General features: G+C 70.0%; 18 protein-coding genes and 2 pseudogenes. 12 read left to right on the forward strand and 8 right to left on the reverse strand.

All coding sequences use genetic code 11. The annotated features are described in order from the left end of the window. Nucleotides 1–10: 10 nt before the first annotated feature. On the reverse strand, nucleotides 11–544 hold the full coding sequence (locus tag ACFXKZ_RS33945) for a transposase (RefSeq protein ID WP_380006091.1): 534 nt from the start codon (nucleotides 542–544) through the stop codon (nucleotides 11–13). Then, a pseudogene (locus ACFXKZ_RS33950) lies at nucleotides 541–1,079 on the reverse strand (winged helix-turn-helix domain-containing protein). The gene ACFXKZ_RS33945 and the pseudogene ACFXKZ_RS33950 overlap by 4 nt, the downstream one beginning before the upstream one ends. Nucleotides 1,080–1,234: 155 nt before the next feature. On the opposite strand from ACFXKZ_RS33950, the gene ACFXKZ_RS33955 reads away from it, so the two are divergent. Together ACFXKZ_RS33955 and ACFXKZ_RS33960 are read left to right on the forward strand one after the other, a co-directional pair. Then, on the forward strand, nucleotides 1,235–1,465 hold the full coding sequence (locus ACFXKZ_RS33955) for a hypothetical protein (RefSeq protein ID WP_380005645.1): 231 nt from the start codon (nucleotides 1,235–1,237) through the stop codon (nucleotides 1,463–1,465). A 65-nt stretch (nucleotides 1,466–1,530) separates the two neighbouring features. Next, complete coding sequence (locus ACFXKZ_RS33960) at nucleotides 1,531–2,427, forward strand: RNA polymerase sigma-70 factor (protein ID WP_380006093.1); 897 nt, start codon at nucleotides 1,531–1,533, stop codon at nucleotides 2,425–2,427. Nucleotides 2,428–2,530: 103 nt separating this feature from the next. Here ACFXKZ_RS33960 and ACFXKZ_RS33965 read toward each other — a convergent pair whose 3' ends face one another. The 3 genes from ACFXKZ_RS33965 to ACFXKZ_RS33975 all read right to left on the reverse strand — a co-directional run bounded on the left by ACFXKZ_RS33965 (nucleotide 2,531) and on the right by ACFXKZ_RS33975 (nucleotide 7,294). Then, nucleotides 2,531–3,421 (reverse strand): hypothetical protein, encoded by an 891-nt coding sequence (locus tag ACFXKZ_RS33965; protein ID WP_380005647.1) that lies wholly within the window; start codon nucleotides 3,419–3,421, stop codon nucleotides 2,531–2,533. 177 nt (nucleotides 3,422–3,598) lie between these two features. Further along, on the reverse strand, nucleotides 3,599–4,162 hold the full coding sequence (locus ACFXKZ_RS33970; RefSeq protein ID WP_380005649.1) for a ribosome-inactivating family protein: 564 nt from the start codon (nucleotides 4,160–4,162) through the stop codon (nucleotides 3,599–3,601). Nucleotides 4,163–5,926: 1,764 nt separating this feature from the next. After that, on the reverse strand, nucleotides 5,927–7,294 hold the full coding sequence (locus tag ACFXKZ_RS33975; protein ID WP_380005651.1) for a prealbumin-like fold domain-containing protein: 1,368 nt from the start codon (nucleotides 7,292–7,294) through the stop codon (nucleotides 5,927–5,929). A 61-nt stretch (nucleotides 7,295–7,355) separates the two neighbouring features. Between ACFXKZ_RS33975 and ACFXKZ_RS33980 the strand changes: the two are divergent. The 4 genes and pseudogenes from ACFXKZ_RS33980 to ACFXKZ_RS33995 form a co-directional block, all read left to right on the forward strand. Further along, nucleotides 7,356–7,464 (forward strand): annotated as a pseudogene (locus tag ACFXKZ_RS33980) (transposase); the annotation flags it as partial. Nucleotides 7,465–7,989: 525 nt separating this feature from the next. Continuing rightward, complete coding sequence (locus tag ACFXKZ_RS33985; RefSeq protein ID WP_380005653.1) at nucleotides 7,990–8,397, forward strand: transglycosylase family protein; 408 nt, start codon at nucleotides 7,990–7,992, stop codon at nucleotides 8,395–8,397. A gap of 887 nt (nucleotides 8,398–9,284) precedes the next feature. Continuing rightward, nucleotides 9,285–9,908: a hypothetical protein gene (locus tag ACFXKZ_RS33990; RefSeq protein WP_380005655.1), complete on the forward strand. Its 624-nt coding sequence runs from the start codon at nucleotides 9,285–9,287 to the stop codon at nucleotides 9,906–9,908. Nucleotides 9,909–10,916: 1,008 nt separating this feature from the next. Continuing rightward, entirely contained in the window at nucleotides 10,917–13,013 is a 2,097-nt protein-coding gene (locus tag ACFXKZ_RS33995) for an MDR family MFS transporter (RefSeq protein ID WP_380005657.1), read from the forward strand. Nucleotides 13,014–13,286: 273 nt separating this feature from the next. Here ACFXKZ_RS33995 and ACFXKZ_RS34000 read toward each other — a convergent pair whose 3' ends face one another. The 3 genes from ACFXKZ_RS34000 to ACFXKZ_RS34010 form a co-directional block, all read right to left on the reverse strand. Beyond that, complete coding sequence (locus tag ACFXKZ_RS34000) at nucleotides 13,287–14,252, reverse strand: N-acetylglucosamine kinase (RefSeq protein WP_380005659.1); 966 nt, start codon at nucleotides 14,250–14,252, stop codon at nucleotides 13,287–13,289. Nucleotides 14,253–14,320: 68 nt separating this feature from the next. After that, nucleotides 14,321–15,328, reverse strand: coding sequence for a Gfo/Idh/MocA family protein (locus ACFXKZ_RS34005; RefSeq protein WP_380005661.1), 1,008 nt, complete (start codon nucleotides 15,326–15,328; stop codon nucleotides 14,321–14,323). 90 nt (nucleotides 15,329–15,418) lie between these two features. Further along, entirely contained in the window at nucleotides 15,419–16,537 is a 1,119-nt protein-coding gene (locus ACFXKZ_RS34010) for a Gfo/Idh/MocA family protein (RefSeq protein WP_380005663.1), read from the reverse strand. A 264-nt stretch (nucleotides 16,538–16,801) separates the two neighbouring features. Between ACFXKZ_RS34010 and ACFXKZ_RS34015 the strand changes: the two genes are divergently transcribed. The 6 genes from ACFXKZ_RS34015 to ACFXKZ_RS34040 all read left to right on the forward strand — a co-directional run bounded on the left by ACFXKZ_RS34015 (nucleotide 16,802) and on the right by ACFXKZ_RS34040 (nucleotide 23,908). Next, entirely contained in the window at nucleotides 16,802–18,016 is a 1,215-nt protein-coding gene (locus tag ACFXKZ_RS34015) for an ROK family protein (protein ID WP_380005665.1), read from the forward strand. Nucleotides 18,017–18,269: 253 nt separating this feature from the next. Beyond that, entirely contained in the window at nucleotides 18,270–19,625 is a 1,356-nt protein-coding gene (locus ACFXKZ_RS34020) for an extracellular solute-binding protein (RefSeq protein ID WP_380005667.1), read from the forward strand. Between the two features lie 137 nt (nucleotides 19,626–19,762). After that, the gene (locus ACFXKZ_RS34025) at nucleotides 19,763–20,650 is read left to right on the forward strand and encodes a carbohydrate ABC transporter permease (RefSeq protein ID WP_126638274.1); all 888 of its coding nucleotides are present in this window, start codon (nucleotides 19,763–19,765) and stop codon (nucleotides 20,648–20,650) included. Between the two features lie 6 nt (nucleotides 20,651–20,656). Then, the gene (locus ACFXKZ_RS34030) at nucleotides 20,657–21,484 is read left to right on the forward strand and encodes a carbohydrate ABC transporter permease (RefSeq protein WP_126638144.1); all 828 of its coding nucleotides are present in this window, start codon (nucleotides 20,657–20,659) and stop codon (nucleotides 21,482–21,484) included. Nucleotides 21,485–21,572: 88 nt separating this feature from the next. Next, on the forward strand, nucleotides 21,573–22,886 hold the full coding sequence (locus tag ACFXKZ_RS34035; protein ID WP_380005669.1) for a Gfo/Idh/MocA family protein: 1,314 nt from the start codon (nucleotides 21,573–21,575) through the stop codon (nucleotides 22,884–22,886). Further along, on the forward strand, nucleotides 22,883–23,908 hold the full coding sequence (locus tag ACFXKZ_RS34040; protein WP_380005671.1) for an SIS domain-containing protein: 1,026 nt from the start codon (nucleotides 22,883–22,885) through the stop codon (nucleotides 23,906–23,908). Before ACFXKZ_RS34035 ends, ACFXKZ_RS34040 begins: the two co-directional genes overlap by 4 nt. Nucleotides 23,909–24,284: the final 376 nt, after the last annotated feature.

Genomic DNA, 24,284 nt, shown 5'->3' on the forward strand with positions numbered 1-24,284 from the left:
GGTGGGATGTTCATTTCCTGGGTCGGATGACGAGTCCGGTTTCGGCAAGGCATCCGTCGATGAGATGGGGGTGTCGTTGGATGTGGCGGAGGCCCTGGCCGATCGTGCGGATCAGGTGGTCGGCGTCGGTGAACGCGACGTTGCCGGTGAAGCCTCGACGGACCAGGGACCAGATGCCCTCCACCGGTTTCAGGTCCGGCGCGTAGCTCGGCAACTGCCGGATCGTCAACCAGTCGTGGGCGGCGGCGTAGTCCCGTAATCCGGACGCGAGATGGGTGTTCGGATTGTCCCGGACCAGAACGATCGGGCCTTCCAACTGCAGGTGGGCCCGTACCGCCAGATCGCGGTAGTCCGTCCACGCGAAACTCCTCCGTTCCCCCTTCCAGCGCGTGTGGAGACGGGGCCGGTAGATCAGTCGAGGGCGTTCGCCGGGCTTGTAGCAGGCCAGGGCGGCGATCGCGACCCGGCCGCGGGAGCCGCCGCGCACCCGCACCACCGGTGTGCTCCCGCGTCGTCCCCACGTGCGCGCGTGCGGCGGCGTCATCGACATCCCGGCCTCGTCCTCGAAGACGATCCACGCGTCGAGCGCCGCCGCGGTGCTTCCACCGACGGCCACGTCTCCCGACCCAACCCCGCACCGCGTCCTCGTCACGCTCCACCGCCCGCCGGGCCGGCTGCTGCCACGACCAGCCCGCCCGACGCAACAGGTCCCACACCCCGTGGATCGAGTACGTCACCCCGAAGCTGCGTCGGATCACGGCCTTGACCCGCATCAGGGTCCAGCGCTGATCCTCCCAACCATGGGCCCTCGGGCCCATGTCCAACTCCCTTTCCGGTGCCGCCACTTGCGACAGGTCCAGTTTGGGGAGCGACACGGAGCCGGCGGACGGCAGACCCTCCACACCCGCCTCGCGCCAAGCCCGACGCCACCGCTCCACCGACCGACGCACCACCCGTAACTCCGACGCGATCACCGCGTTGGACTCCCCGTGCTCGAACCGCTCGGCGGCGTCCAATCGCAAGCGCTCCCGAGCCGCGCGTTGCTTGGGAGTCAACCCACCACCCTGCCCATACCGCATACCCACGGCATAGCGCAGGGATCTTCAACCGTCCACGACATCACGACGAAAACTTCAGTACCCGGATCCGGCCGTGTCTTCGCGCGGCTACAGCGCTGCGGCCGCGGCTGCCACCCGAGCCTCCGGGGCGGTGCGGCCCCGTCGCCCTCGCGGCGATGGCTCCTCAAGGCCGAGGGGTCGGCTACGCCGGACCGGGGGACTTCGTCACTCCCCATGCGCTGCGATGCGACGGACCACCCGGAATCGTGGCGCGGTTCCGGCACGCCGCCGAGTCGGTGCGGCGGACCGGCTTCGACGATGTCGAGGGCCACGGGGTGTTCGACATGGTCGGCGTCGATGGTGCGTTCACCGCGGCAGCGCGTCATCGCCCGGTATTCGGCGCGTGAGCTCCCGGAAGCACGGTTCCGGACCGGCTTGTAGCATGGCGACGCCGAAGTGGAAGGGGACGACCATGCACGCCGGGGCCGACACCGATTCCCTTGACCAGGCGGCGCGGAACTTTCTCGCGGCGCGCCCGCAACTCTTCGGCGTTGCTTACCGGTTGCTCGGAAGCGCAGTGGAAGCGGAGGACGTCGTCCAAGAGGCGTGGCTGCGTTGGCAGAACGCGGACCGCACGCGCATCGTGGAGCCGACGGCCTTCCTGACCACGGTCACCACCCGTCTGGCCATCAACCTGGCCCAGTCGGCCAGGATGCGGCGGGAGTCCTACGTCGGCCCGTGGCTTCCCGAGCCGATCGACACCAGCGCGGATCCGCAGGTCGGTGCCGAACGAGCCGACACCCTCGAACTGGCCGTTCTTTTCTTGTTGGAAAAGCTGAACCCGATGGAGCGGGCCGCCTATGTCCTGCGCGAAGCCTTCGACTACCCCTACGCGCGGATCGCGGACATCCTGGAGACGAGTGAGGCCAACACCCGTCAACTGGTGAGTCGCGGGCGCAGACACCTGGCCGCCGAGCGCAGGGAACGCGTTGGCACGACCGAACACCGCCGCTTTCTGGAGGTGTTTCTCGCCGCCGCTCGGAAGGGTGATCTGGCGGCACTGGAGAATGTGCTCGCGGCGGATGTCGTCAGCTACACCGACGGCGCGGGCATGCGTGGCGCGTCGCGGATCCCGGTCGTCGGGCGCCCGCACGTCTCCAAGTACCTCGCGGCCTTCGCTCCCCGGTTCTGGCCCGGAACGAAGGTGCGGTGGGTCGAGGCGAACGCGCGTCCCGCCGTCGTGGTCTCGTCCGGGGGGAAGGTTGTGGCCCTCCTTTCCGTCGATGTGTCGGTCGAGGGGATCGACCGGATCATGTGGATGATGAGCCCGGCCAAACTGTCGCCGTTCATGGCATCGCCGGGCGATTGAACACCCTTCGCCGCACTGGCGAAGGCCGGGACGTACCCGGCCCGAGGGGGCCGAGACGGTCCGCCACACGCAAGCCTCGACGGACCGTCATGGGCTGCCGCCGCTATTTCGTGATGTCCGAGACGTAGAGTCGGGCGTACCTCTCGATCTCTCGGCGGGTTTCGACCGTCCCGTTCTGCGGGCCGAAACGGAACGGCCTCGGCAAAACGTAGTCGGGATTGCTGTTCCGCAGAATCTCCCGCCATTCGTACAGGTAGTGGGAGAAGGACACCGTACTTGTCTGGAGTTCCCGAGTCTGCGGAGTGTAGATCCGGGCTTCGTTGCCGTCGAACGGCAGAGCCATGGCGTTACCCGCCCGGTCGCGCCAGCTCGTGTAACGTACGCCTTCGCTATAGGCGGCGGACAGGGCGTTCATGGCATCCGCGACGATCCTGCGAAAACGGGGGTTCTGTTCGTAGGGGATGATGTCGTAGAGGCGGCCTGCCTCGTGAAGGAAATCCGAGGCGTCGTATGCCTCCTGGGGACTGCCGCCGGTCAGTTCGATCTCACGGTTCCAGTCGGCGTACGAACCGGTTATCGCCGCCTCCACCGCGCGGCCGCCGATGCTCGAAGCGAAGTTGCGCATCTCCGAGATGACGACCGGATTCGCGTCCAGGAAATAATAGACGACGTTGTCCCGTGCCATGAAGCCTGCGATGTAAAGCGAGTGGGGATTGATGAGCAGAACTCCTACGCGCTGGTTCGTCACGTTGCGGATGTCGAGTGCGATCAATCCGCCGTTGTAGGTCTGAGTTTCTCGCAGTGAGCCGGCGACGGGATGACCCGCTACGCGACGGATCTCATCTATCGTGTCGTAATATATCTGCATGCCGTCTTGGCCGGTGCTTTGCAGTGTGATGATATGGGTGGTAATCCACGAAACCGTGCCGGGGCGGACATCTGCGGAAGACGGCTGGACGGTACCCCCGAGGAGAATGGCGAGAGAGGCCACCACGCATACGAGTGCACGGGAGACGATTTTACTTCTGCGGATTCTTGACACCATTACTCTGCGGACTCCGAATCTGATCGAATTGGATTTCCGGGCCGGTAACGCACGCGGACGGAAGGCGGTGGCGTGCGGCCGAGGTCTTCTTCTCCCCCCGCTGCGCCGACGCGGGATCGTGGACGCCTAGCCGTCTTTGCCCTTGATGCTCCTGACGTGCGTGCGTACGTCCTGCCAGTCGTGCAGCGTTGTGCCGAGTCCCGGTATGTAGCGCGGGGAGGTGGTCGGGTTTTCGGTGACGGCGTGGGCGAAGTTCGATATGTCCTGCCAGGACGACCTCAGTCGCAGAGCCTCGTCGTCGAGATACTGATGGTTGCTGCTGCCGTCCAGGGCTGCGGAGAACTCGTCGCGGTAGTGGGGGAAGCGAGCGGCTTCGGAGAATGCCGCCATGAATTTGAACATCGCGAGGGAGACCTGCCGGCGCATTGTTCCGTTCGCGCTCTGGCGGTCGAGGACACTGCCCAGGGTGTATGCGGTGGAGCGCATGTCGTACACGTCTGTTCGAGTCGGCTCCGCCGACACGTTTTTACGGAGATCGGCGTATGTTCCCGCCATTCCCAGCACGGCCGGGTCGACACTGCCGTCGTTACGCCGCACTTCGTCCGCCACATACCCGGGGGTGTCCGAGAAGACGTAGGATTTGCCATTCCTTGCTCGAAACCCTGCCGTGTACAGGTTCTGCGGGTTCACCTATAGCCAACACAGTGGGTCGCCGTGAGCGGAGTTCAACTGAGGAGCGACGAGGCCCGCCGTACTCGCTTTCCCCATGGTTTCGTAGACATCACCCCGGTAGACGTGCCCGGCTGCCGTCCGTAATTCCGTGACGGCTGTCTGGTACCGGTCTGTGTGGTATGTGTCCGGGAGTTCGTCGTCCGGTGTCAGAACGACATATCGGGTCGTGTGGTCCCGAGTGTCCGCGCCGGCGGACGGTACGGGGACGCTCAGCGAAAGCGCCAGGGCACCCAGGCAAAGCGCGACCGCACGGCGCGGATAACGGCGCCGCCGAGTTTTCGATGTCATCACTGCTTGATCCATGCTCCAGTCGACGGGGAAGGGCGGCCGGCGAGCGCGGGGATGTGTTGGTCGCGTCATTCGTCTGCCAGTCGTAACCGCGGTTCTCGGGGACGAACTCGAACTCTCCTCCGATCGGCGAGACGACGGTCCGCGTGCCGGTTTCATCCAAGTGACCGTGCAGGCCGTCTACTTGTGACAGGCGAGGCGAGCGCCGGAGAAATGCGGCGTCCGGCCGTGCGGCCCTCGGGTGTCGTGCGGGCCATCGATGAGCCCCGAAGACATCGTGGTGGGTGGCGGCCCGGCCGGGCCGGGGTCGGCCCTGAGGGTGCGGGAAACGACTCCGGTGAGTGCGCTGTCCCCGGAACTGCCCGGTCCGCCCGACAGAGATCCGGATCCCGAATCGGTCGGCCAGAGGTGCGTGCCGCCCTCCGGGCCGTCGAGCCAAGGCCGGGTCCTTCGTGGTGAGTTGGTCATTGCGCTGCATGGTGTGGCGGGCGTTGCCGCCGTGTTTCGGGGTGTCGACGTCGACGGTCCATCGCGGGTGGCGGGCCGGGGTCCGTTCGGCCGGGCGTGGGGTGTTCTCGTCGGGGATTCCGTGCACCGGCGCATGTGCGTGCGGTCCGGGTCGGGCCGGGTCGGCCGGGTCGGTGTGCGGGATGGGTGCGTCTCGTTCGAGTGAACCGGGCCTGCGGCGGGCGGGGTTGCCGGCAGGGTGGGTCGGTGCCCTTTTCGCGGGGTCCACACATTCGCCTCGTGGCGTGTTGCGCGGGCTGTCCCCCCCCCCCCCCCCCCCCCGGAGTCCGGCAACGGGAAGGCGTCGACCACCTGTGCGGTCGGCGCCTTCCCCGCGTCCGGCCGGGGGTCACCGCGGGCCGCTTTCATATTCGCGACCTCGTGTGAGGCCGACCGCGAGGAAGGTTCCGATGGACGGTGAGAGGGCCGGGACGGAACGGGCCCACGCGCACGCCGGGTTCGACATGGCGCCCGACGCCGATCTCGACGGCCGCCCGGTCGATCACGTGTTGGTCGGCTCGCTGGTAGGCGCTCCCCGACTGCGATATCGGCGAGATGACGCACGTAGCGGCTGTGGCTCCACTCGCTCGGTGCACCACACTCCATGCAGGCCGTCGCAGCAAGGGAGTTCGTGCGGGCCTGGATCCCGATCACGGGATCCGTGAGATCCGTCGAGGTCACCAGGACGTCGGCCAAGTTCGGTATCGGTTGCGGCAGTTCGATGTGCGCGCCGCCGACGCCGTTGTCGGACATCGTGTTGCCGCGGGTGTTCGGTGAGGCACGGCTACTCGGGCTCGTAGCCGACCCTGCCCGCGTCGGGCAGACGGCCGTCGACAAGGTCGCGGTTGTGCGTGAGTTCGCGGAGCGTGAGGGTGGACGGCGCCTTGCCGCTGCCTCGCGCTCCGCGAGTGGGTGTGTGGGTCGCGGTCAGCAGGCGCAGCCGCCGTGGGTGGAAGGTTCGGGTGTGCCGTGGTCGTCGGGGTGGTCGTGGCAGGGTGGTTTCGGCTGGGTCGGCTTCGTGGTGTCGTCGGGGTGGTCGTGGCAGGGCGGTTTCGGCTCGGTCGGTTTCGCGGTGTTGTCGGCGGTGACGTCGACGCCGGTGGCGGCGTTGGCGGTGGTCAGGACGAGCGGGCCGAAGACGCGGTCGTCGGGGAGGAGGTAGCCGGCCGGGGCGCGGGTCTCTTCCCAGTAGTAGGTGCCGACGGGGACGTTGCGGGTGCAGGTGCCGTCGGTGCCGGTGACGCAGGGCTCGCCGATGGCGGTGTCGGGGTTGATGCCGGTGGTCTGGAGTCCGGGGGTGTCGTTGGTCTCCTCCCAGAGTTGGAAGGTGGCACCCGCCAGCGGGGCTTGGGTGTCGGCATCCCGCTTGAGGACTGTCACCTTGCCGGTGACGCCGACGCAGGGTACCCAGGTGAGGGTGACCTCGCCGTTGCCCTGACGGGCTCCGGTGGTGAACACGGCGCTCGCGGGGCCGCTGCTGGAGCCTCCGCCGCCGCCCGCGCCGCTGTTGTAGGCGGTGGGGGACGCGGCCCCGCCACCGCCGCCGGTGGCTCCCGCGCCTCCGCCGCCGCCCGCGCCGCCGTGGGGGTCGAGGATGCTGTTCCCGCCCGCGCCTCCGACCGGTCCGACGGCCGGGCCGCCGTTCTCGCCGTTGGGGTCGGTGTGGGGTGCGTTGACGCCGCCCTGCCCGCCCTCGCCGCCGGGCCTGCCGGGCCTGCCCTCGTCGTCCCCGGGGAGCCCCTGACCCGGCTCGCCCGCCTTGCCGGCGTTCCCGCCGCCGATGGCGGTGGCGAAGAACGACGCGCCGCCTCCTCCGCCGCCACCCGCCACGACCAGGACTGTCATACCGTTGCCAACCGTGGTCCGGCCCCCGCCGCCGCCCGCGGCGATACCGGAAATCTGGCCGTTCGCGATGTAGGCGCCGCCCAGGCCACCCCCGTTGTAGCCGCCTTGGGCACGTGCCGGGTCGCTGTCGTCTCCGGAGTGCCCGGCGCCGCCCACGTTCACCGTGAGGACCTCTCCGGGCGTCACGCCGAACGACGCCGACACCTCCGCCCCCCGGCCGCCCACCACGCCGTACTGGCCGTCGCCTCCGGCGGCCCCGAATGCGTCCACGGTCACCGTGCACACGTTGTCGGGGACCGTGACCTGTTCAGGTGCCCCGGTGAAGGTGAAGGTCTGCGGAGCCTGCCGCGCAGTGGGGGCGGCGGCCGACGGAGCGGCGGCCGGGAACACAACCGACGTGGACAGCCCGGCGGCCAGCACCACGCCCGCGAATGAAAGATAACGTCTCATATGGGAAGAATCAGACGCGGGAGCGAGCGGCGCTCGCTGGGGATCGGCCAAGCAGCCGAACGATGGTCGTGGTCGGCCGTGGCGCGATCGTCGGCAGGTGATCGACGGGGTGTTGTGGCGGTTGCGGACCGGTGCCCCCGTGGCGGGACGTTCCGGCGCGGTACGGGCCCGGGCCCTCTTGGACTGGCAACGGGCAACCCCGGTCGCGGACGTCGGGGCCGCGCACACCGCTTCCCCAACCTCCCCACCACCGACTTTCCGAGTCCCGCCCCGCTATAGGGCGTTTCGTTTGACCGCGCCTGCTCGGCCGGCCGCCCGCCGCGTCGGCACCTTAGATGATCGAATTTTATTGACGATGTGCCGTAATTTGTCCGAACGCACTGCGGCATATAAGAGTATATAAGTTTGTAAATCAGCAGAACACGCCCGGAATGGGCAGGTTGACCTGCGTGAACCCAAAATGTTGTTGAAATCGCCGGTTTGATTTGCTTTTGTCTCGTCCATGTGCACGTCGCACCCCGTGGGTTTCCCGGCCTGTTCTTCGAGCCGAGATCCGCGCCTTGGCAGGACGCGGACCCAGCGATTGCCCAAATACCCGCGCCGCACGGCGCGCGGATGTTCTGGCGCCCGGTGCGGCACCTGCCTTCGGGCAGGTGCCGCCGTATCGCCCCTCGGGAATTCCGAGAGGAATGCGCATGTTTCCCCGCCACGTTTCCCGCCTCGTTCTTTGCAGCGGCAACGCTCACCACGGCGCCGGCCGCACCCGACGCCTGCGCGGGTTCGCCGCTCTCGACGCGGTACTCGCCCTCCCCGTAGCCGCGATCGCCCTGGGTGCCGTACTCGCGGGCCCGGCCCAGGCCGCGAGCGTCGCCACCTGGGACAAAGTCGCGCGGTGCGAGAGCGGCGGCAACTGGTCCATCAACACCGGCAACGGCCATTACGGCGGTCTGCAGTTCACCCTCCCCACATGGCGCGCCCACGGCGGCAAGGGCATGCCCCACCACGCCTCGAAGGCCGAACAGATCCGCATCGCCGAGAAAGTCCTCGCCAACCAGGGCCCCGGCGCCTGGCCTACCTGCGGCCGCCGCGCAGGCCTGCGATGAGCCCCCGCGAAACGGCCGCGCACCAGATGCGACCCGGTACCCATGCCGAGCCCGCCGCCGCCAGGACCCGGCACATCGCCGCACGCGCCGAACGCACCACGCTGTGCGGCGCCGCGGTCGGCCCGCCCGCAGACGACACCGCGACCGGCACGGTCGGCGCGCGCGACTTCCCCGACCACCGCGCCGACGACGCCCCACCGTACGCCGCGTGCCTGGACGCCTACCACTGGCAACTCGGCGCGACCGACCGTACGTCCACCGTCCCGACCACTGCGGACACGCCCGGCCGCACCCAACCGCGCGACCGCATCCGGCCGCTGAACCGGCGGTGCCGACGCGCCCCGGACCGCGGACCTCCCGGGCCGGGCGGTCGACGCCGAGGCGTGTTCGCCGCGGTGGCGTCGCCCGCCACGGCGGACACGCCGCTCGGCCGTGTCCCGAACGCGGGGCCGGCGGACCCACCTGGGCCGGACCCGCCCCGAAGCTTTCGGCACAGACTCCGACGCGACCGCCGTCCACGACGTGCCTGTCGCCGCCCTCGGCGTGCGCGCGCGTCATCGCGATCGCCTCCTCGCCGCGCCCGAGGGCGTGCAGGACCGGGGCGGCATCCTCGACGGCCGACCACCAACCGGTGATCCCCGCCATCCGCGTCATGATCGACACCATCCGCACCACGCCGCCGGCCACCACGCCCCACTGACGCGCAAGACCCGGACCCGCACCCGATGCTCGTTCGCCCCGCACCGATTCCGGAGCCCGGACGCACCCGCGCGAACCGCACCCACCCGGCGCGCCGGGGGTCGGGCCGGAGTGTGGGATCGGTGCCGCCCCGACCACCCCCGCGTCACCGCGGACGGCTCACCGGCCTGGCGAACGAGGTGGGGCCGGTGTCATTGCGCGGCGACCACGTGGACGCGAAGGTCGCCGGTGATCACGAGGACGGACGCGTCGGCGACGTCGACCGGGGCGGCCCTGGGGCGCCCAGACGGATCCGACAGAGGATCGTGGCGCCGGATCCGGCGCGGGAGACGAACAGCACGGTGTTGCCATCGGCGTCGAGGGGCGGCCACCTCCCCCGCCTCGGCTGCAGTGTGCCGCTCTTCGGGTTCGTACTGCTGTGCGCCGTCGGCATCGCGTCGTCCCTGATCTGGGGCAACGGAACACCAGGCGACCTACGCATCGACAGGAACGAAGCGGTCGGTACCTGGCGGGACGGAGACGGCGGGTCGCTCACCTTGAACAAGGACGGCACCTTCCAGGCATCGGCGTTGTGCGGCGACTACCGGGGAGCGTCCTCGATCGAGGTCTTCGACCTGACTCCGCGCACGGGATCCGGCACTTGGACGTTCCCCGTACCCGGGACGGGCTCCGCCGAGATTCGGTCGACGATCGCACAGGACCGGGACCTCACGTCGTTCACGTCCGGCGGTACGCATGCGAAGCCGGTGCTGTGGCAGTGGCTCGGCGACCCCGACGAAGGTCGCCTGTGCAAACTCCACCGCGCTCCCTGACCGTGTCCTCCCTGGCACCAGTGGTTCGAGTGCCGTGTGACCGGTCCATCCGAATCCTTCGAATCGGCCATGGACAAGGAGGAGTTCGGGATCGAGGGACCCGGTCCTCGAGGCGCTGTTCGCGTCCTTCGGCCCTTCGAGGATGCCGACGTCGTAGTAGTGGATGTGGACCGAGGCATGGGGCTCGACGTCGTCGCGATAGCGGTCCGGGACGTCGGCCGCGGTGTCCCTCCGGGATTCGCAGCGTTCCGCGTCTCACGACCCGACAGGAAAACCCGACAGGAATCCGAGAGGTGCCGCAGGAACCGCCGCGTCAGCGACACCGGTTCGGCTCAACCGCGGCCGGGACCTGCCGACCGGGCGTTCCCGGCCTCACCCGCCGAGGCAGCCCTCGGAAAGGAGACCGATCAGGAACGACACGAACGGCCAAGACAGGCGACCTCGTCTACCACTCGTCCCGGGCGCGCGCGTTCGGTCCGCAGTCGACCGATGCTCGCTTGGGCGTGGCAGTTGCAAGGCCGGGTCTTGGCCCGCGGTGCGTAGCGCGGCGTCGATGTCGATCCGGTAGCCGTCTTCGACGCTCAGGGGATCACGGTGGATGCGGGCACCGTGTTTCGTGCCTCCGTCTCGTACATGGCGAAGTCGGAGTGTCGACCGGCACACCGGCCCGGCCCGCGGTGCGGATTGCGCGCAACCGGACCTATGGCTTCTTCGGTGCCGCGGGACAGCAGCAGCCGGTCTTGTGGAACCGCGAAGTGTTCAGCGAGTCGGCGCAAAAGACGCTGCGGCTGGGGTTCGGGTACCGGTTGCGCCCGGTGTCGGGACGCCGGGCCGGACGCGCATAGAGCGGCGCAGGCGCCCGACCGGATCGGCGACGCCGCACGCGACGGCGGCGGCGCGGGTATCGGAGACGGCAGCCACCGCAGTCATCCAGCCGGTGAACGGCACGACGAACTCAGCGGCGTGTCCGCGAGTGGAACATCGGCTACAGAATGTGATTATTCGGTCATGTCTGCCTCGATCTTGTCGGATGAGCCCGCCGCGGTGCCGACAGGCGAGCCCTCGTTGCTGGATCCCCGCCGGCGCAACATCATCTTCGTGGCGATCGCTGCGGGAATGCTGCTGGCGGCCCTGGACCAGACGATCGTCGGCGCTGCGTTGCCCACCATCGTCGCGGACCTCGGCGGCGGCACGCACATGTCGTGGGTCGTCACCTCGTACATGCTCGCGTCGACTATCTCGACCGTACTCGTCGGCAAGTTCGGCGACCTGTTCGGCCGCAAGATCGTCTTCACAGCGTCCGTCGTGGTCTTCATCGGCGGATCATTCTTCAGCGGGCTTTCCCAGAGCATGATCATGCTGATCCTGTTCCGCGGCGTGCAGGGCATCGGCGGCGGCGGTCTCCAGGTGACCGCCATGGCCCTCATCGCCGATGTGATCCCGCTGCGTGACCGGGGCAGGTACCAAGGCGCCCTCGGCGGCGTGTTCGGCGCGGCCACCGTGCTCGGGCCGCTCCTCGGCGGCTTCTTCACGGACCATTGGTCGTGGCGGTGGTGCTTCTACGTCAACGTTCCCATCGCTGTGGTCGTCGTCCTGCTCGCCGTGCGGTACGTGCCCTCGCTCGGCGCCGGCGGGCGTCGGAAGGTGGACTACCTCGGCATTGCCCTCGTGGCCGTCGGGTCGTCGGCGCTGATCCTCGCCACGAGTTGGGGCGGCAACGAGTACGCTTGGACCTCGCCCACGATCATCGGCCTGTTCGCGGGCGGGGCCGCCGCCCTCGCGCTGTTCTGCCGGGTCGAGACCAGGGCCGCCGAGCCGATGCTGCCGATGTACCTGTTCCGGAACTCGGTCTTCACGGTCTGCTCGGTGCTGTCGTTCGTCGTCGGTTTCGCGATGCTCGGAGCGATGACGTATCTGCCGTCCTACATGCAGTACGTGGACGGGGAGTCCGCCACGTTCTCGGGCGTGCGGACACTGCCCATGGTCGCCGGCCTGCTGGTCACCTCCACGTACAGCGGCAACGTCGTCGGCAAGACCGGCAAGTACCGGCGGTTCCCGATCGCGGGCTCGCTCGTGACCGCGCTCGGCCTCTACCTGCTCTCCCTCATGCATCGCGGCACCAGCCCATGGCTGGACTCGCTCTACCTCCTGGTCCTCGGAGCCGGACTCGGCCTGAGCATGCAGGTGCTCACGATCGCGGTCCAAAACACCGTCGCCTACAAGGACTTGGGCACCGCCACCTCGGGTGTGACGTTCATGCGCACGCTTGGCAGCTCGTTCGGCGCCGCGGTATTCGGGACGATCTACGCCAACAAGCTCGGCCCCGCACTGGAGTCGGCAGTCGCGCGGGCAACCGCGACCGGAGCCGCGACACCGCAGGAGTTGGCCCCGGCCGTCGGCGATCCGGCCTCGCTGCACCGGCTGCCGACGGTCGCCGCCACCCCGATCATCGACGCCTACGCGTCCGTCATGGATACGGTCTTCCGCTGGACGGTGCCGGTCGTACTCGTCGGCTTCGCCGTGTCGCTGTTCCTCAAGGAAGTACCCCTGCGAGATACGGCGCGGGCGGGCTCGCGCGATGTGGACGGCGGACTGGGCACGCCGACCACCGACGAATCCCTCGCGGTGCTGGAACGCGCGGTCTCCGTTCTGCTCAAGGGCGTCACCCAAAGCTCTGCCCGTCAGGTGCTGGAACGCTCCGGCACCCGCGTTCCGCCGGCTGCGGCCTGGGCGCTGATGCAGACGGACCTCTATATCGGCGTGCTCGGCGTGGCGCGGCTCACCACTATCGCGGAGCAGCGCAGAATGCCGGACGAAGTCCTTCGCCCGGCCTTCGACAGTGCTGTGCATGGCGGATACCTCACCGAGGAAAGCGGCGTCTACACGCCGACAGAGAGCGGAGGTGTCGAGGTGCGGAAAGTCCAGGAGGCCGCGCTCGAGTGGCTCGCCGAGCACGTCGAACGCGTTGAAGGCCGGCCCGGCACGCCCGACGTCCGCCGTGCCCTCGACTCCATCGCGCGGCGCCTGCTCACCGAGGACCTCGCGACGGGGATGGCGACCGCAGGCGGCACCGAGCCAACCCTCGCTACGGTGGGCGGCCGATAATCACTCGGGTCCGGGCGGCACCGACCCTCCGGACGGCCGGGCCGTCTCCGTCCGGCCCGCGCGGCAAAGAGTGTCGTGTACCGGAACACGAACACGAACACGAACACGAATGCGAACGACGCAGCGCAAGCCCCGGGTGTGTCCGCGTACCGACCGCCGGCGCTGCGCGGTGATGGCGGCGGGCACGTGCGTCGATGCCGATGGCGTCGACGGTCCGGAGGAATCCGCTCCGGTCGGCGTCGCGCGCCGCACGCCCTGTGCGGTGGCCGGGGGTCATCGCGTGGTCCGTCGGCCGCCGGCGGGGGCGCCGGGGGCGGGGTATCGAGGGGTGTTCGTCCGGGGCGGGGTGCCGGGCGGCTCCGGCGGTGCTGCCATGCGTACCGCGCCCGCCACCGGCTCCCCGGTGTACACCGTCAGCGGTAGTCCCAACCGCTCCCGCAGCCGGTCCCGAAGGGCTTCGGCCAGCGGGGGTCGGCCGACGATCACGCTTCCCCCGGCGACCACGCGCGTGATGTCGGCTCCGCGCGCGACCAGGTGCCCGACGAGGGTGGTCAGGTCGTCCGCGCCGGTGAGCACGGCGGTGCGGGCGGCGGGTGAGCCCGCTTCCGCCGCGTCGAAGACCGTGGGGGCCCAGCGGGCCCAGGAGCGGGGTGGGGTGCTCTGCATCGTGCCCACGACGTCGCGCAGCGAGCGGGCGCCCGTGTGCGCGAGCAGTGCCGGCAGCAACGGGTCGTCGGTGCGCGCGCGGTCGTGGGCCCGGGTGAGCGCGCCGACCGCGTCGCGTACCGTCCCCCACGCCGATCCCGGGTCGCCGACCAGCCAGCCCCAGCCGCCCGCGTACAACGATCCGCCAAAGGTGTCGCGGGCAACGGCGATCGAGCCGGTGCCGACGACGAGCCCGGCGGCCGGGCCGCCGGCCGGCACCGCCGCCTCGAGCAGGAAGGCGTCGTTGACCACCCGGACCGGGACGGCGAGTTCGGCCTCCATCGCGGTGCGCAGTTCGGCGCACTCGGTGTCCGAGTCGCAGCCGTGTGCGCCGATCCCGACCGCGATCGGTGGACTGCGGGTGAGCGCGCGGATCGACGCGCCGAGTGCGACGGCCTTGCCTCGGCTGTCGAGATTGGTCCAGTCGCCCGCCGGGTGGGTGACGTCTTCGAGCGTGTCGCCCTGCAAGGTGGCGAGTCGCAGCCGGGTCTTGGTCCCGCCCGCGTCGACGCCGACGATGTACTGAGTTTCCACGTGTGCCGGCACTCCCGTGCGTGTGCGTCGTGACGACCGGCCGGGTGTCGGCGCGGTCTTCGAGGAGGTCAGCGGGCGCCGCGGGCCGCGTCGTAGAACGCGAGGCAGGTGGCGAGCGTCTGCCGGGCGATGCGGACGGTCGAGCCGGGGGCGACTGCGTCGTTGACGGCGGCGAGCAGCGCGTCGAGGGTGTCGGAGGGGTCCGGGGGCAGCGTTTCGACGGTCCACGCGCCGCCCTCCTCGGCCACGCCCAGGCTTTCGGTGGCGGTGGAGTGGAACACGGCGCCGCGGGAGCCGACGATGTGCGCGCGGGTCGAGGACGCGCCGGCGGGGCTGATCCAGGTGTCCTCCACGGTGACCACGGCGCCGCTTTCCAGGGTGAGAACGGCGTGTCCGTAGTCCTCCAGGGGCAGTTCGCGGTGGACGAGGTTGGCCGTGGTGCCGGTGATCGCGGCGACCGGTGAGCGGAACAGCGCGGTGATGCGGTCGATCTGGTAGACGGCGTGGTCGATCCAGGCGCCGCCGGCGGTGCGTGCGGGATCCGCCCACCAGCCGGGTTCGCCGGCTCCGGGCCAGGCGGCGGGCAGTGTGCTGTGCATGGCGAAGGTGCCGGAACGGAGTTCGCCGAGTCGTCCGGAGTCCACGAGGCCGGACAGACGTCGGGCCAGGGGGGAGGTGTGGCGGGATTCGCTGGGTACGAAGACGACGCCGGCGCGTTCGACCTCCTCGACCACGCGGTCGGCGTCCGCGAGGTTGGTGGCGAGGGGTTTGACGGACACGATGTGTTTGCCGGCGCGGGCCGCGGCCACGACGAGGTCGGGGTTGCGGTCGACGCTGGTGAAGCACGCGATCGCGTCGATCTCGGCGTCTTCGAGGATGAACGCCGGGTCGGTGGAGGTGCGTTCGCAGCCGGTGAGACCCGCGACGTGGGCGACGCGGTCGGGGTCGCGGTCGACGAGGGCGCGCAGTCGTACGCCGGGTTCGGCCGCGACGCGGAGGGCGAAGGGGATGGCCGCGTACCAGTGGTCGAGACCGATGACGCCGATCCGAAGCGGGGCGGGGGTGGCCGTGGGCATGGTGATGCTTCCTTCGGGCTGGGTGGGACGTGGGCTCGGGGCGTCGCGAGGCGTCGATGGGGGCGGACGCCGGGCGGGAGGGCGTCGCCGTCAGGAGGCGTACGGCGGCCGGAACGTCGTGGTCAGGTCCACGAACCGCCGTTCGCGCGCCGACACCGTCACCGCGGTCATGATTTCCAGTGCGTGGCGCGCGTGTTCGGCGGTCAGGACGGGCGTGGCCCCGTCGAGTACGACGTCGGCGAGGTGGCCGACGAGCAGGGCGCGGCCGTAGGTGTGGCGCAGGGTGTCGCGGGCGAGCGGCTCGGTGGGTTGCACCCAGCCGTCCACTCCCGGGGCGATGCCGGTGCGGTACAGCTCCAGGTCGGGGCCGTCGGGGCGGAGCACGCTCAGCACGCCTTGGCGGCCGAAGATCTCCAGCTTGGGGCTGCGGGAGGCGTGCACGTTGAAGGTGCCGTCGACCACGGCGTAGGCGGAGTCGCCGAAGTCGAGCATGAACAGGCAGTTGTCCGCGGCGGTCACCGGCATCTCCAGGCCCTCGAAGGGTCCGCCGCGGACGGTGCGCACGGCGTCGGTGACGCCGGCGAACGCGGCGACCCGCAGGGCCGGTCCCAGGATGCCGGTGATCTGGTGGATGCCGTACACGCCCATGTCGAGCAGTGGGCCGGAGCCCTCGCGGTAGAACCAGCTCGGATCGGACTGCCAGCCGTGCGGGCCGCCGCCGGGTCCGGCGTGTGAGCTGCGAACCCGGGCGAAGGCGACGCGGCCGATGGCACCGTCGCGCACGAGTGTCGCGGCGCGCGCGTAGGGCTCGTGGAGCAGGTCGGGTGGGGCGCACACGAGGGCCAGGTCCCGTTCGTGGGCCATCGCGATGAGTTCGTCGGCCTCGGCGAGGGTGGCGGCGAGCGGCTTCTCGACGGCGAGGTGTTTGCCCCGGGCGAGGATCAGGCGGGAGGTCTCGGCGTGTACCGGGATCGGGGTGAGGTTGACGACGGCGTCGAGGTCGGTGTCGTCGAGCATCGCCTTCAGCGATCCGTGGGCGACCGGGACGCCGAAGCGGGTGGCCGTGGCGCGGGCCAGGGCGAGGTCGGGGTCGGCTATCGCGACCACCTCCACCCGCCCCGCGTAGTGGTGGATGTTGGGCAGTACGCCGTAGGGGGCGGTGGCGATGCCGCCGCTGCCGAGGATCCCCACCCGCAGGACGTTGGCCATCCCGACCTCACTTCCATAACCGGAAACTTTCTTTCGGGATACTAGCCTTCGATCCGCCACCGCACCAGAGAGTTGCCGTTTCGATCCGAATGAGCAGGCTGAATAGGGCATTTCACCCCCGATCGATAACGAATGAGTCACGGCTTGCTCGGCCTATTTCTTGAAAGAAACTTCCTGATACATTCCTGGCGTCATCAACCCGGGATCAACTCGGGGTCAACCCGGGAGCCACACCGGATCCACCCGGGAGTCGAGGAGGAGCCCATGGCCGTCAAGGGAACCCCGTCGTGGCTCGGCGATCAGAACGCCGCGACGGCCATGCGACTCCTGCTCGACCACGGGCCGTTGAGCCGCAACGGCGTCGGCGAACTCAGCGGACTGTCCCGTCCGACCGCCACCCAGATGGTCGGCCGCCTCGCGGACAAGGGCCTGATCGAGGTCGTCGGCGAGGAGTCCATCGGCCGAGGCCCCAGCGCCGCGCTCTACGGCGTGCGCGACGACCTCGTCTACGGAATCGCCGTCAACGTCGACCAGCAGGCCGTACGGTCCGTGCTGGTCGACATCAAGGGCACCGAGTATCCGATCGCCCACGAGGCGGTCGCCGCACTGCCCGCCGAACGCGGCGCGGCGCGCGACGTGGCCCGCGCCGTACTGGCGGCCGGCCGGGCCGCGGGCGTGGGCCTGTCCGCGATCCGCCACGTCTGCGTGGGCGTACCCAGCAGCGTCGACCCCCGCTCCGACGAACTCAGTTCGGTACAGGGGTTGCCCGGATGGTCGCGCCGAAGCATCCGGCGACAACTGGAGCAGGCGCTGGGCTGCGAGGTACACGTCGACAACGACGTCAACCTCGCGGCCGTGGCCGAACGCCGCGCCGCCGGCCTCGCGCCCGAGGACACCTTCGCGTTGTTGTGGATCGGATACGGCATCGGCCTCGCGGTCGACGTCGCGGGCACCGTCCTGCGCGGCGCCTCCGGCGGAGCGGGCGAGATCGGCAACCTGCCGGTCCCACGCGGCGTGTTCGACCCGGAGACCGAGGCCGACGACCTCGAAGGGCTCCTCGGCGCCCAAGCCCTCGACCGCATCGGCCGCGAGGCCGGCGCGGGCGGGCACACGTTCGAACGAGTGCTCGCCGGCGAACCGTTGCCAGAACGGGTGCTGGAGATCTACGCCCCCCGGCTGGCACAGAGCGTCATCCCGGTGCTCGGCGTGATCGACCCCAGCCTGGTGATCCTCGGCGGCCCGGTCGGCCGGGCCGGCGGATCCCGACTGGCCGAACTGACCCGACGGGCGATTGGCGATCACACCCGATGGGACCCCACGGTGCACGTCACCCGGGTCTCGGACGACGCCGTGCTCGGCGGCGCCCGACACACCCTGCACGACCGGGTCCGCGAGACGTTGCTCGCCCGTGCCGTCGGCTCGGACGAGGACGAGAACCGCTCACACGTCATCGCGGCCAAGCCGCGCGACATCGGCTGACCCCACGCCGCCGGCCGCACCCGCGCGCGGCCGGCCCCACGACACCGGTCGACCCCACGTCGTCGACCGCGCACATCACCATCACGGCCGACGCCACGCCGTCGACCGCACCCCACGGTCGCCTCACCCACCACCGGCCGTCCCCGCCCCGCCGACGCCTCGGGCATCCCGCCGTCGCCGCGCCGCGGGACCGGCATCCCCACGGAGGACCCGCACCACGACACGTCGTGCTCTCCCACAGGAAGGCTTCGCGATGACATCGGCGAATCCCATCCCACCCCCACGACCCCTGCGCCGCGCCGGCGCGCTGCTCATCGCGCTCGCGGCCGGCGCCACACTCGCTCTCTCCGGTTGCGCCGTCGCCGAGGACGGTCCGGTCGCCACCGCGGCGCCGACCCACCTGTCCGGCACCGTGCAACTGTGGCACCACTACAACGGCCGCGAGGCCAAGGTCGTCGCGTCGATCGTCGACGACTTCGAAAAGCGCCACCCGGACGTCAGGGTCCGGGTGCACGCCGGACAGCAGGACACCAAGATCACCCAGGTGGTCTCCTCCGGCGGCGACGTCGACGTGATGCTCACCAACGTCAACGCCACGCTCGGCACCGCCTGCAAGACCATGTCGGACCTCGCGCCCTACATGCGCCGGGACGGCGTCCCCGACGACGCCTTCCAGGGCATCTTCGCCCAGGCCACCGCGTTCGAAGGGCGTCGCTGCTCGCTGCCGACCACGTCCGACGTCTACGGCCTGTACTACAACACACGACTGCTGGCCGAGGCCGGCTACACCACCCCGCCGCGCACCCTCCGCGAACTGGAGGACATGGCGCTGAAACTCACCACCTACAAGAGCGACGGGTCGATCGGGACCCTCGGCTTCAACCCGCTGATCGGCTTCCAACAAAACACCTCCGCCACCCTCGGCGGCACCGCCGGGGTGACCTGGACCAAGGACGGCGACTCCGCCGTCGCCGACTCTCCGCAATGGGCCGAACTCATCGCCTGGCAGCACGACTTCGTCCGCAAGATCGGCTACGACAAGCTCAAGACCTTCACCGCCGGCCTCGGTGACGAGTGGTCGGCGAACAACCCCTTCCAGAACGGGCGCGTCGCGATGACCCTGGACGGCGAGTGGCGTGTCGCGTTCATCGAGGAACAGGCCCCCCACCTCGAGTACGGCACCGCCCCCTTCCCCGTCCTCGCCGGCAGCGGACAGGAGTACGGCGGCGGATTCGTCTCCGCCGCGGACATCGGCGTGGCCAAACGCTCCGGCAACAAGGAGGCGGCCTGGGCGCTGGTGAAGTACATGACCACGGACACCGACGCCGCGGTCAAGCTCGCCAACGGCCTCAAGAACATCCCCACCCTCAAGAGCGCCGTCGCCTCGCCCGCCCTCCAGGCGTCACCGCAGTACCGGACCTTCATCGAGGCGTCCGCCCACCCGGCCGGCAACACCAGCCCGGTCACCGAGATCGGCTCCACCCTCACCGCCACCATGGACGACTTCTGGACCGACTACCAGCGGGGCTCCGGCGGAAACCTGAGACGCCGACTGGAGAAGGTCGACACCGACATCGACAACGCGCTCGGCCTGCGGCGGGCGAAGTGACCATGCCCGACGCGAACCCGATCGCGACCGTCCCGCGTGCCCGAGCCGCGGCCCACCACATCCCGAACACCCCCGAGGCACACACGAAACGGGCCGGCCGGCGCCGCACACTGCGCTCGCGGTCGTCCATCGGATCGATGGTGATCCTGCCCCTGATCGGCCTGGTGGCGTTCTTCCTGTATCCGCTGTGCGCCAACCTCTACTACTCGTTCACCAACTACGACCTGGTGGGCTCGCCGAAGTGGATCGGCCTGCGCAACTACGACTACCTGTTCACCCAGGACCCCCGCGTGGGCGGCGCCGCCCGCAACACCCTGTGGTTCGTGGTGATCCTGGTGCCCGTACGGATGGCGTCCTCGCTGGGCATCGCACTGCTGCTGACCCGACGCAAGCGGGCCGCCGGATTCTGGCGCACCCTCTTCTACCTGCCGGCGCTCGTCCCGCCGGTGGCCTCCGTCGTCGGCTTCGTGTTCCTGTTCAACCCCGGAACCGGGCCGATCAACACGCTGCTGCGCAAGTTCGGGATCGACGGACCGTTGTGGTTCAACGACCCGTCGTTGTCCAAACCCTCGCTGCTCCTGCTCGGCGTCTGGATGATGGGCGACGTCATGGTCATCTTCCTGGCCGCGCTGCTCGACGTGCCCAAGGACCAGTACGAGGCGGCGGAACTGGACGGCGCGAGCGCCCGGCAGAAGTTCCGGTTCATCACCCTGCCGAACATCTCCCCCGTCCTGCTGTTCTCCGCCGTCACCGGCGTGATCGCCGCGCTCCAGTACTTCACCGAGGCCGCCGTCGCCTCCAGCGTCGCCAACGGCAAGACCGGTATCGACGCGGGTCCCGACCGCCTCCTCGGCTACCCCAACGACTCCCTGCTCACCTACACCCAGTGGATGTACGTCCAGGGCTTCAACAGTTTCCAACTCGGCTACGCGGCGGCCATGGCGGTCGTGCTGTTCGTGGTGGCGGCGGCCGTCATCGCGGTCCTGCTCCGCCGAGCCGGCATGTTCCAACAGAAGGGAGCGTGAGCGGTCGTGCCCACCAAGAGAGCGCTCTCCTATGTGGCCGAGCACGCGCTGCTGCTGGCCCTGGCCTTCGTCTTCCTCGTGCCCGTGGTGTTCGTGGTGCTCACGTCCTTCATGGGCGGGAACCAGACCCTCACCGGCGCGTTGTGGCCGAACCCGTTCGAATGGTCCAATTACACGAAGGCGTTCGACACCGCGCCGCTGGGTCGTTGGTTCGCCAACTCCCTGCTGTACGCGGGTACCTCGACGCTGCTCATGCTCGTCTCCTCGGTGCCGGTGGCCTACGTGCTGGCCAAGGTCAGGTTCCGCTTCTCCGGCGTCGCGTTCTTCGTGGTGATCGTCGCGATGTTGTTGCCGCCGCAGGTGACCCAGGTGCCGTTGTACGCGGTGTGGGCACACTTCCGGGTCGTCGGCACGTTCTGGCCGCTGATCCTGCCGCACCTGTTCGGCAGCGCGTTCTCCATCTTCCTGCTGCGCCAGTTCTTCCTCTCCATCCCCAAGGAGTACATCGACGCGGCCCGGATGGACGGCAACGGCGAGTGGGGCATCCTCCTGCGGATCATGGTGCCGATGGCCAAACCCGGCATCGCCGCGGCCTCGATCTTCATGTTCTTCCAGTGCTGGAACGACTACTACGGGCCGCTGCTCTACACCTCGGAGAACCCCGACAACTGGCCCATCGCCTACGGCCTCGCCTCCTTCCACGGCTCCCACAGCACGGACTGGGGCGTGATCATGGCGGTCACCACGCTGGCCACCCTCCCCGTGGTCGTCGTCTTCTTCTTCGCCCAACGCACCTTCGTGCAGGGCATCACCCTCACGGGCGTCAAGGGCTGAGCGCCCCGCACTGCCCGCGCCCGCACGACCCACGCCCGCACGCACTCCCCCGGACACACCCGCACGCCCGAACAGGCAAGGACACCTCTTGAACGGCAAACACGACGTGAACGACAAGCACGCGCGACCGCTCGGGATCGGCATCATCGGTTCCGGCTTCATCGCCCACTTCCACGTACGCTCCTGGCAGGCGATCCGCGGCAGCGACATCGTGGCCACCCAGTCCCGCACCCTGGACCGAGCCCGCGAACTCGCCGCCTACGCCGAGGACCTGCGGGTCGGCGTGGACGTCACCGCCTACGACGACATCGCCGCCCTCGTCCGCGACGAACGGGTGGACGCGGTCTGGGTGCTCACCCCCAACCACACCCGCGTCGAGGTGGTGCGGGCCATCTGCGACGAGGTCGCCTCCGGCCGCGCCCGCCTGCGGGGCATCGCGGTCGAGAAGCCGCTGGGCCGCAACATCGCCGAGGCGCGACAGGTCGCCGACCTGGTGCGCGAGGCGGGCATCCCGCACGCGTACCTGGAGAACCAGGTGTACGCGCCACGCCTGACCCGGGCCCGCGAACTGATGTGGACCCGCGGCGCGCGACACTCGGGCACGCCGTACCTGGCCCGCTGCACCGAGGAGCACTCCGGTCCGCACTCGGCGTGGTTCTGGGACGGCGAGGCCCAGGGCGGCGGCGTGCTCAACGACCTGATGTGCCACTCGTTGGAGGCCGGTCGTTTCCTGCTCACCCCGCCGGGCATGGCGCCGTCGCAGTGGTTGCGACCGGTATCGGTGACCGCGACGATCGCCTCGCTGCGCTGGGGGCGGGAGCGGTACGCGGCGCGCCTGGAGCGGGAGTTCCCCGGCGTGCAGGACTATCGCGACACGCCGTCGGAGGACTACGCCAACGCCACGTACACGTTCGTCAACGGCGACGACGAGCCGGTCGTCGTCGAGGCCATGACCTCCTGGGGTTACGTGGGCGCGGGCATGCGGTTGTCCTTCGAGTTGTTGGGCCCCGAGTACTCGATGAGCGCGAACTCGTTGAGCGGCGACGCGACCGTGTTCTTCTCGCGGAACCTGGAACAGGCGAGCGGCGAGGACATGGTGGAGAAGCAGAACGCCGAGCAGGGCCTGATGCCGGTGATCGCCGACGAACCCGCGGCGTACGGCTACACGGCGGAGAACACCCACATCTCCGGGATGTTCGCCCGCGGCGAGCAACCGCTCGAATCGCTGGACAGCGGGGTCGAGGTGACCGAGTTGCTGATGGCCGCCTACTACGCGGCGGAGACGCAGACCGTGGTGCGGTTCCCGGTGGATCTCGGCGACTACGTGCCGGCGGTGGCGCGGCGCGCTTGGCGCCCCCGGTCGAAGTCGGGCACGCCGTCGGGAACGGAGGCGGGTGCGTGAGCGCGGCCCCGATGTACGGATACGGGTACGAGGAGGGACGGCGGGCCGAGGTCGCGGCGCTGCGCGAGGTGGTGGCCGCGATGCCGGGCCGGACCCACCTGTGGCCTGCGGGTCGGCCGCGGGTGTTGCTCGCGGGCATCGGCGCCAGCCACGCGGCGTTGGCCTCCCCGCTGTACGCGTTGCGCGCGGCCGGTCTGGACGTGGCCCGGACGGACTGTTCGGACCACCCCGTCGCGATCGGCGACGTGGAACTGGTGGTCGCGTTGTCGCAGAGCGGGCGCAGTCGGGAGACGGCGGATCTGGTGACCCGTTTCCGCGCGGCGGGCGTGGGCACGTTGGCGGTGACCAACGCCGAGACCGGGCCACTGCGCGAGGCGGCGGGTGCGGCGCTGACCCTCGGCGGGTTCCCCGACAGCCGGGTGTCCACGGTGGGTTTCGTGGTCACCTACGCGGCGCTGGGCATGCTCGCGGACGAGGCGGCGACGGGGCGGATCGACGACGGCTGGCGGCGGTTGCCCGATCTGATCGAGGAGGCGGTATCGGCCAACGACGCGGTGCTCGCCGACTTCGCGGCCGGCGCGTTGGCGTCGGGGTCGGTCGACGTGGTCGCCTCCGCGGCGCAGCAGACCACGGCGGAGGCGGTGGCGCTGCTGCTCCGGGAGGGCCCGTTGGTGCCGGCGACGGCGTACGGGACCCGGTCGTACCTGCACGGTCCGATGGACTCGGCCGGCGCCGACACCGCCCATCTGGTGATCGGCGACGCCCGCGAACTCGCGTTGGCGCGCCAGCTCCTGGAGAAACCGACGGCGGTACTCACGGTCACCGACGGCACCGGCGTGGTCCCCCCAGGGGCGGTATCGGTGACCGTCCCGACGGGTCTGACCGGACCCCAGCGTGCCCTCGTCGAGGTGTGCGTGCTCCAAGCCCTCGTGTCCCACACTGCGGCGACCCGGGGCAACCCGGTCGACGAGATCGCGTTCACCCGCGAGGACACCAAGATCGCCGCGCTCGCGGAACTGTGACCGGACACGGCTCGTCCGCCCGAGTGCTCCTCCGACGTGGAACGGGCCGGGCACGAGCACGAGGCGCCCGTGCCCGGCCTCGGTCACCCCGCCCGCGTCGACGGTGGAAGCGAAGTCGCGTCTCGCGGCCGGCCGTCGTGCCGGCGCAGCATACCCGTGTTCCGCCGTGTTCCCATGGGATTTCGCCCAGCATGGGACGACATTCCATGGTCGGCGGAATGTCGACCGCCCGATCGACGACGGGGACTACGGCGAACAGGCCGAGGAGCAATCGGGGTTCACCGGCTCGGACCGGCCGGTCATGGACCGGGTCGTCCTGGACGAGCCATGGCGTGGGTTCGGCCCGGGCCGGTTCCGGCCGCCCAGGCGAGGGACC

It is taken from the genome of Embleya sp. NPDC059237 (assembly GCF_042754105.1).
GTDB lineage: Bacteria > Actinomycetota > Actinomycetes > Streptomycetales > Streptomycetaceae > Embleya.

Coding starts and splice junctions, on each gene's coding strand:
- ACFXKZ_RS33945 (WP_380006091.1), bottom strand. CDS start 544: ATGACGCCGCCGCACGCGCGCACGTGGGGACGACGCGGGAGCACACCG.
- ACFXKZ_RS33955 (WP_380005645.1), top strand. CDS start 1,235: ATGGCTCCTCAAGGCCGAGGGGTCGGCTACGCCGGACCGGGGGACTTC.
- ACFXKZ_RS33960 (WP_380006093.1), top strand. CDS start 1,531: ATGCACGCCGGGGCCGACACCGATTCCCTTGACCAGGCGGCGCGGAAC.
- ACFXKZ_RS33975 (WP_380005651.1), bottom strand. CDS start 7,294: ATGAGACGTTATCTTTCATTCGCGGGCGTGGTGCTGGCCGCCGGGCTG.
- ACFXKZ_RS33985 (WP_380005653.1), top strand. CDS start 7,990: ATGTTTCCCCGCCACGTTTCCCGCCTCGTTCTTTGCAGCGGCAACGCT.
- ACFXKZ_RS33995 (WP_380005657.1), top strand. CDS start 10,917: ATGTCTGCCTCGATCTTGTCGGATGAGCCCGCCGCGGTGCCGACAGGC.
- ACFXKZ_RS34005 (WP_380005661.1), bottom strand. CDS start 15,328: ATGCCCACGGCCACCCCCGCCCCGCTTCGGATCGGCGTCATCGGTCTC.
- ACFXKZ_RS34010 (WP_380005663.1), bottom strand. CDS start 16,537: ATGGCCAACGTCCTGCGGGTGGGGATCCTCGGCAGCGGCGGCATCGCC.
- ACFXKZ_RS34015 (WP_380005665.1), top strand. CDS start 16,802: ATGGCCGTCAAGGGAACCCCGTCGTGGCTCGGCGATCAGAACGCCGCG.
- ACFXKZ_RS34020 (WP_380005667.1), top strand. CDS start 18,270: ATGACATCGGCGAATCCCATCCCACCCCCACGACCCCTGCGCCGCGCC.
- ACFXKZ_RS34025 (WP_126638274.1), top strand. CDS start 19,763: ATGGTGATCCTGCCCCTGATCGGCCTGGTGGCGTTCTTCCTGTATCCG.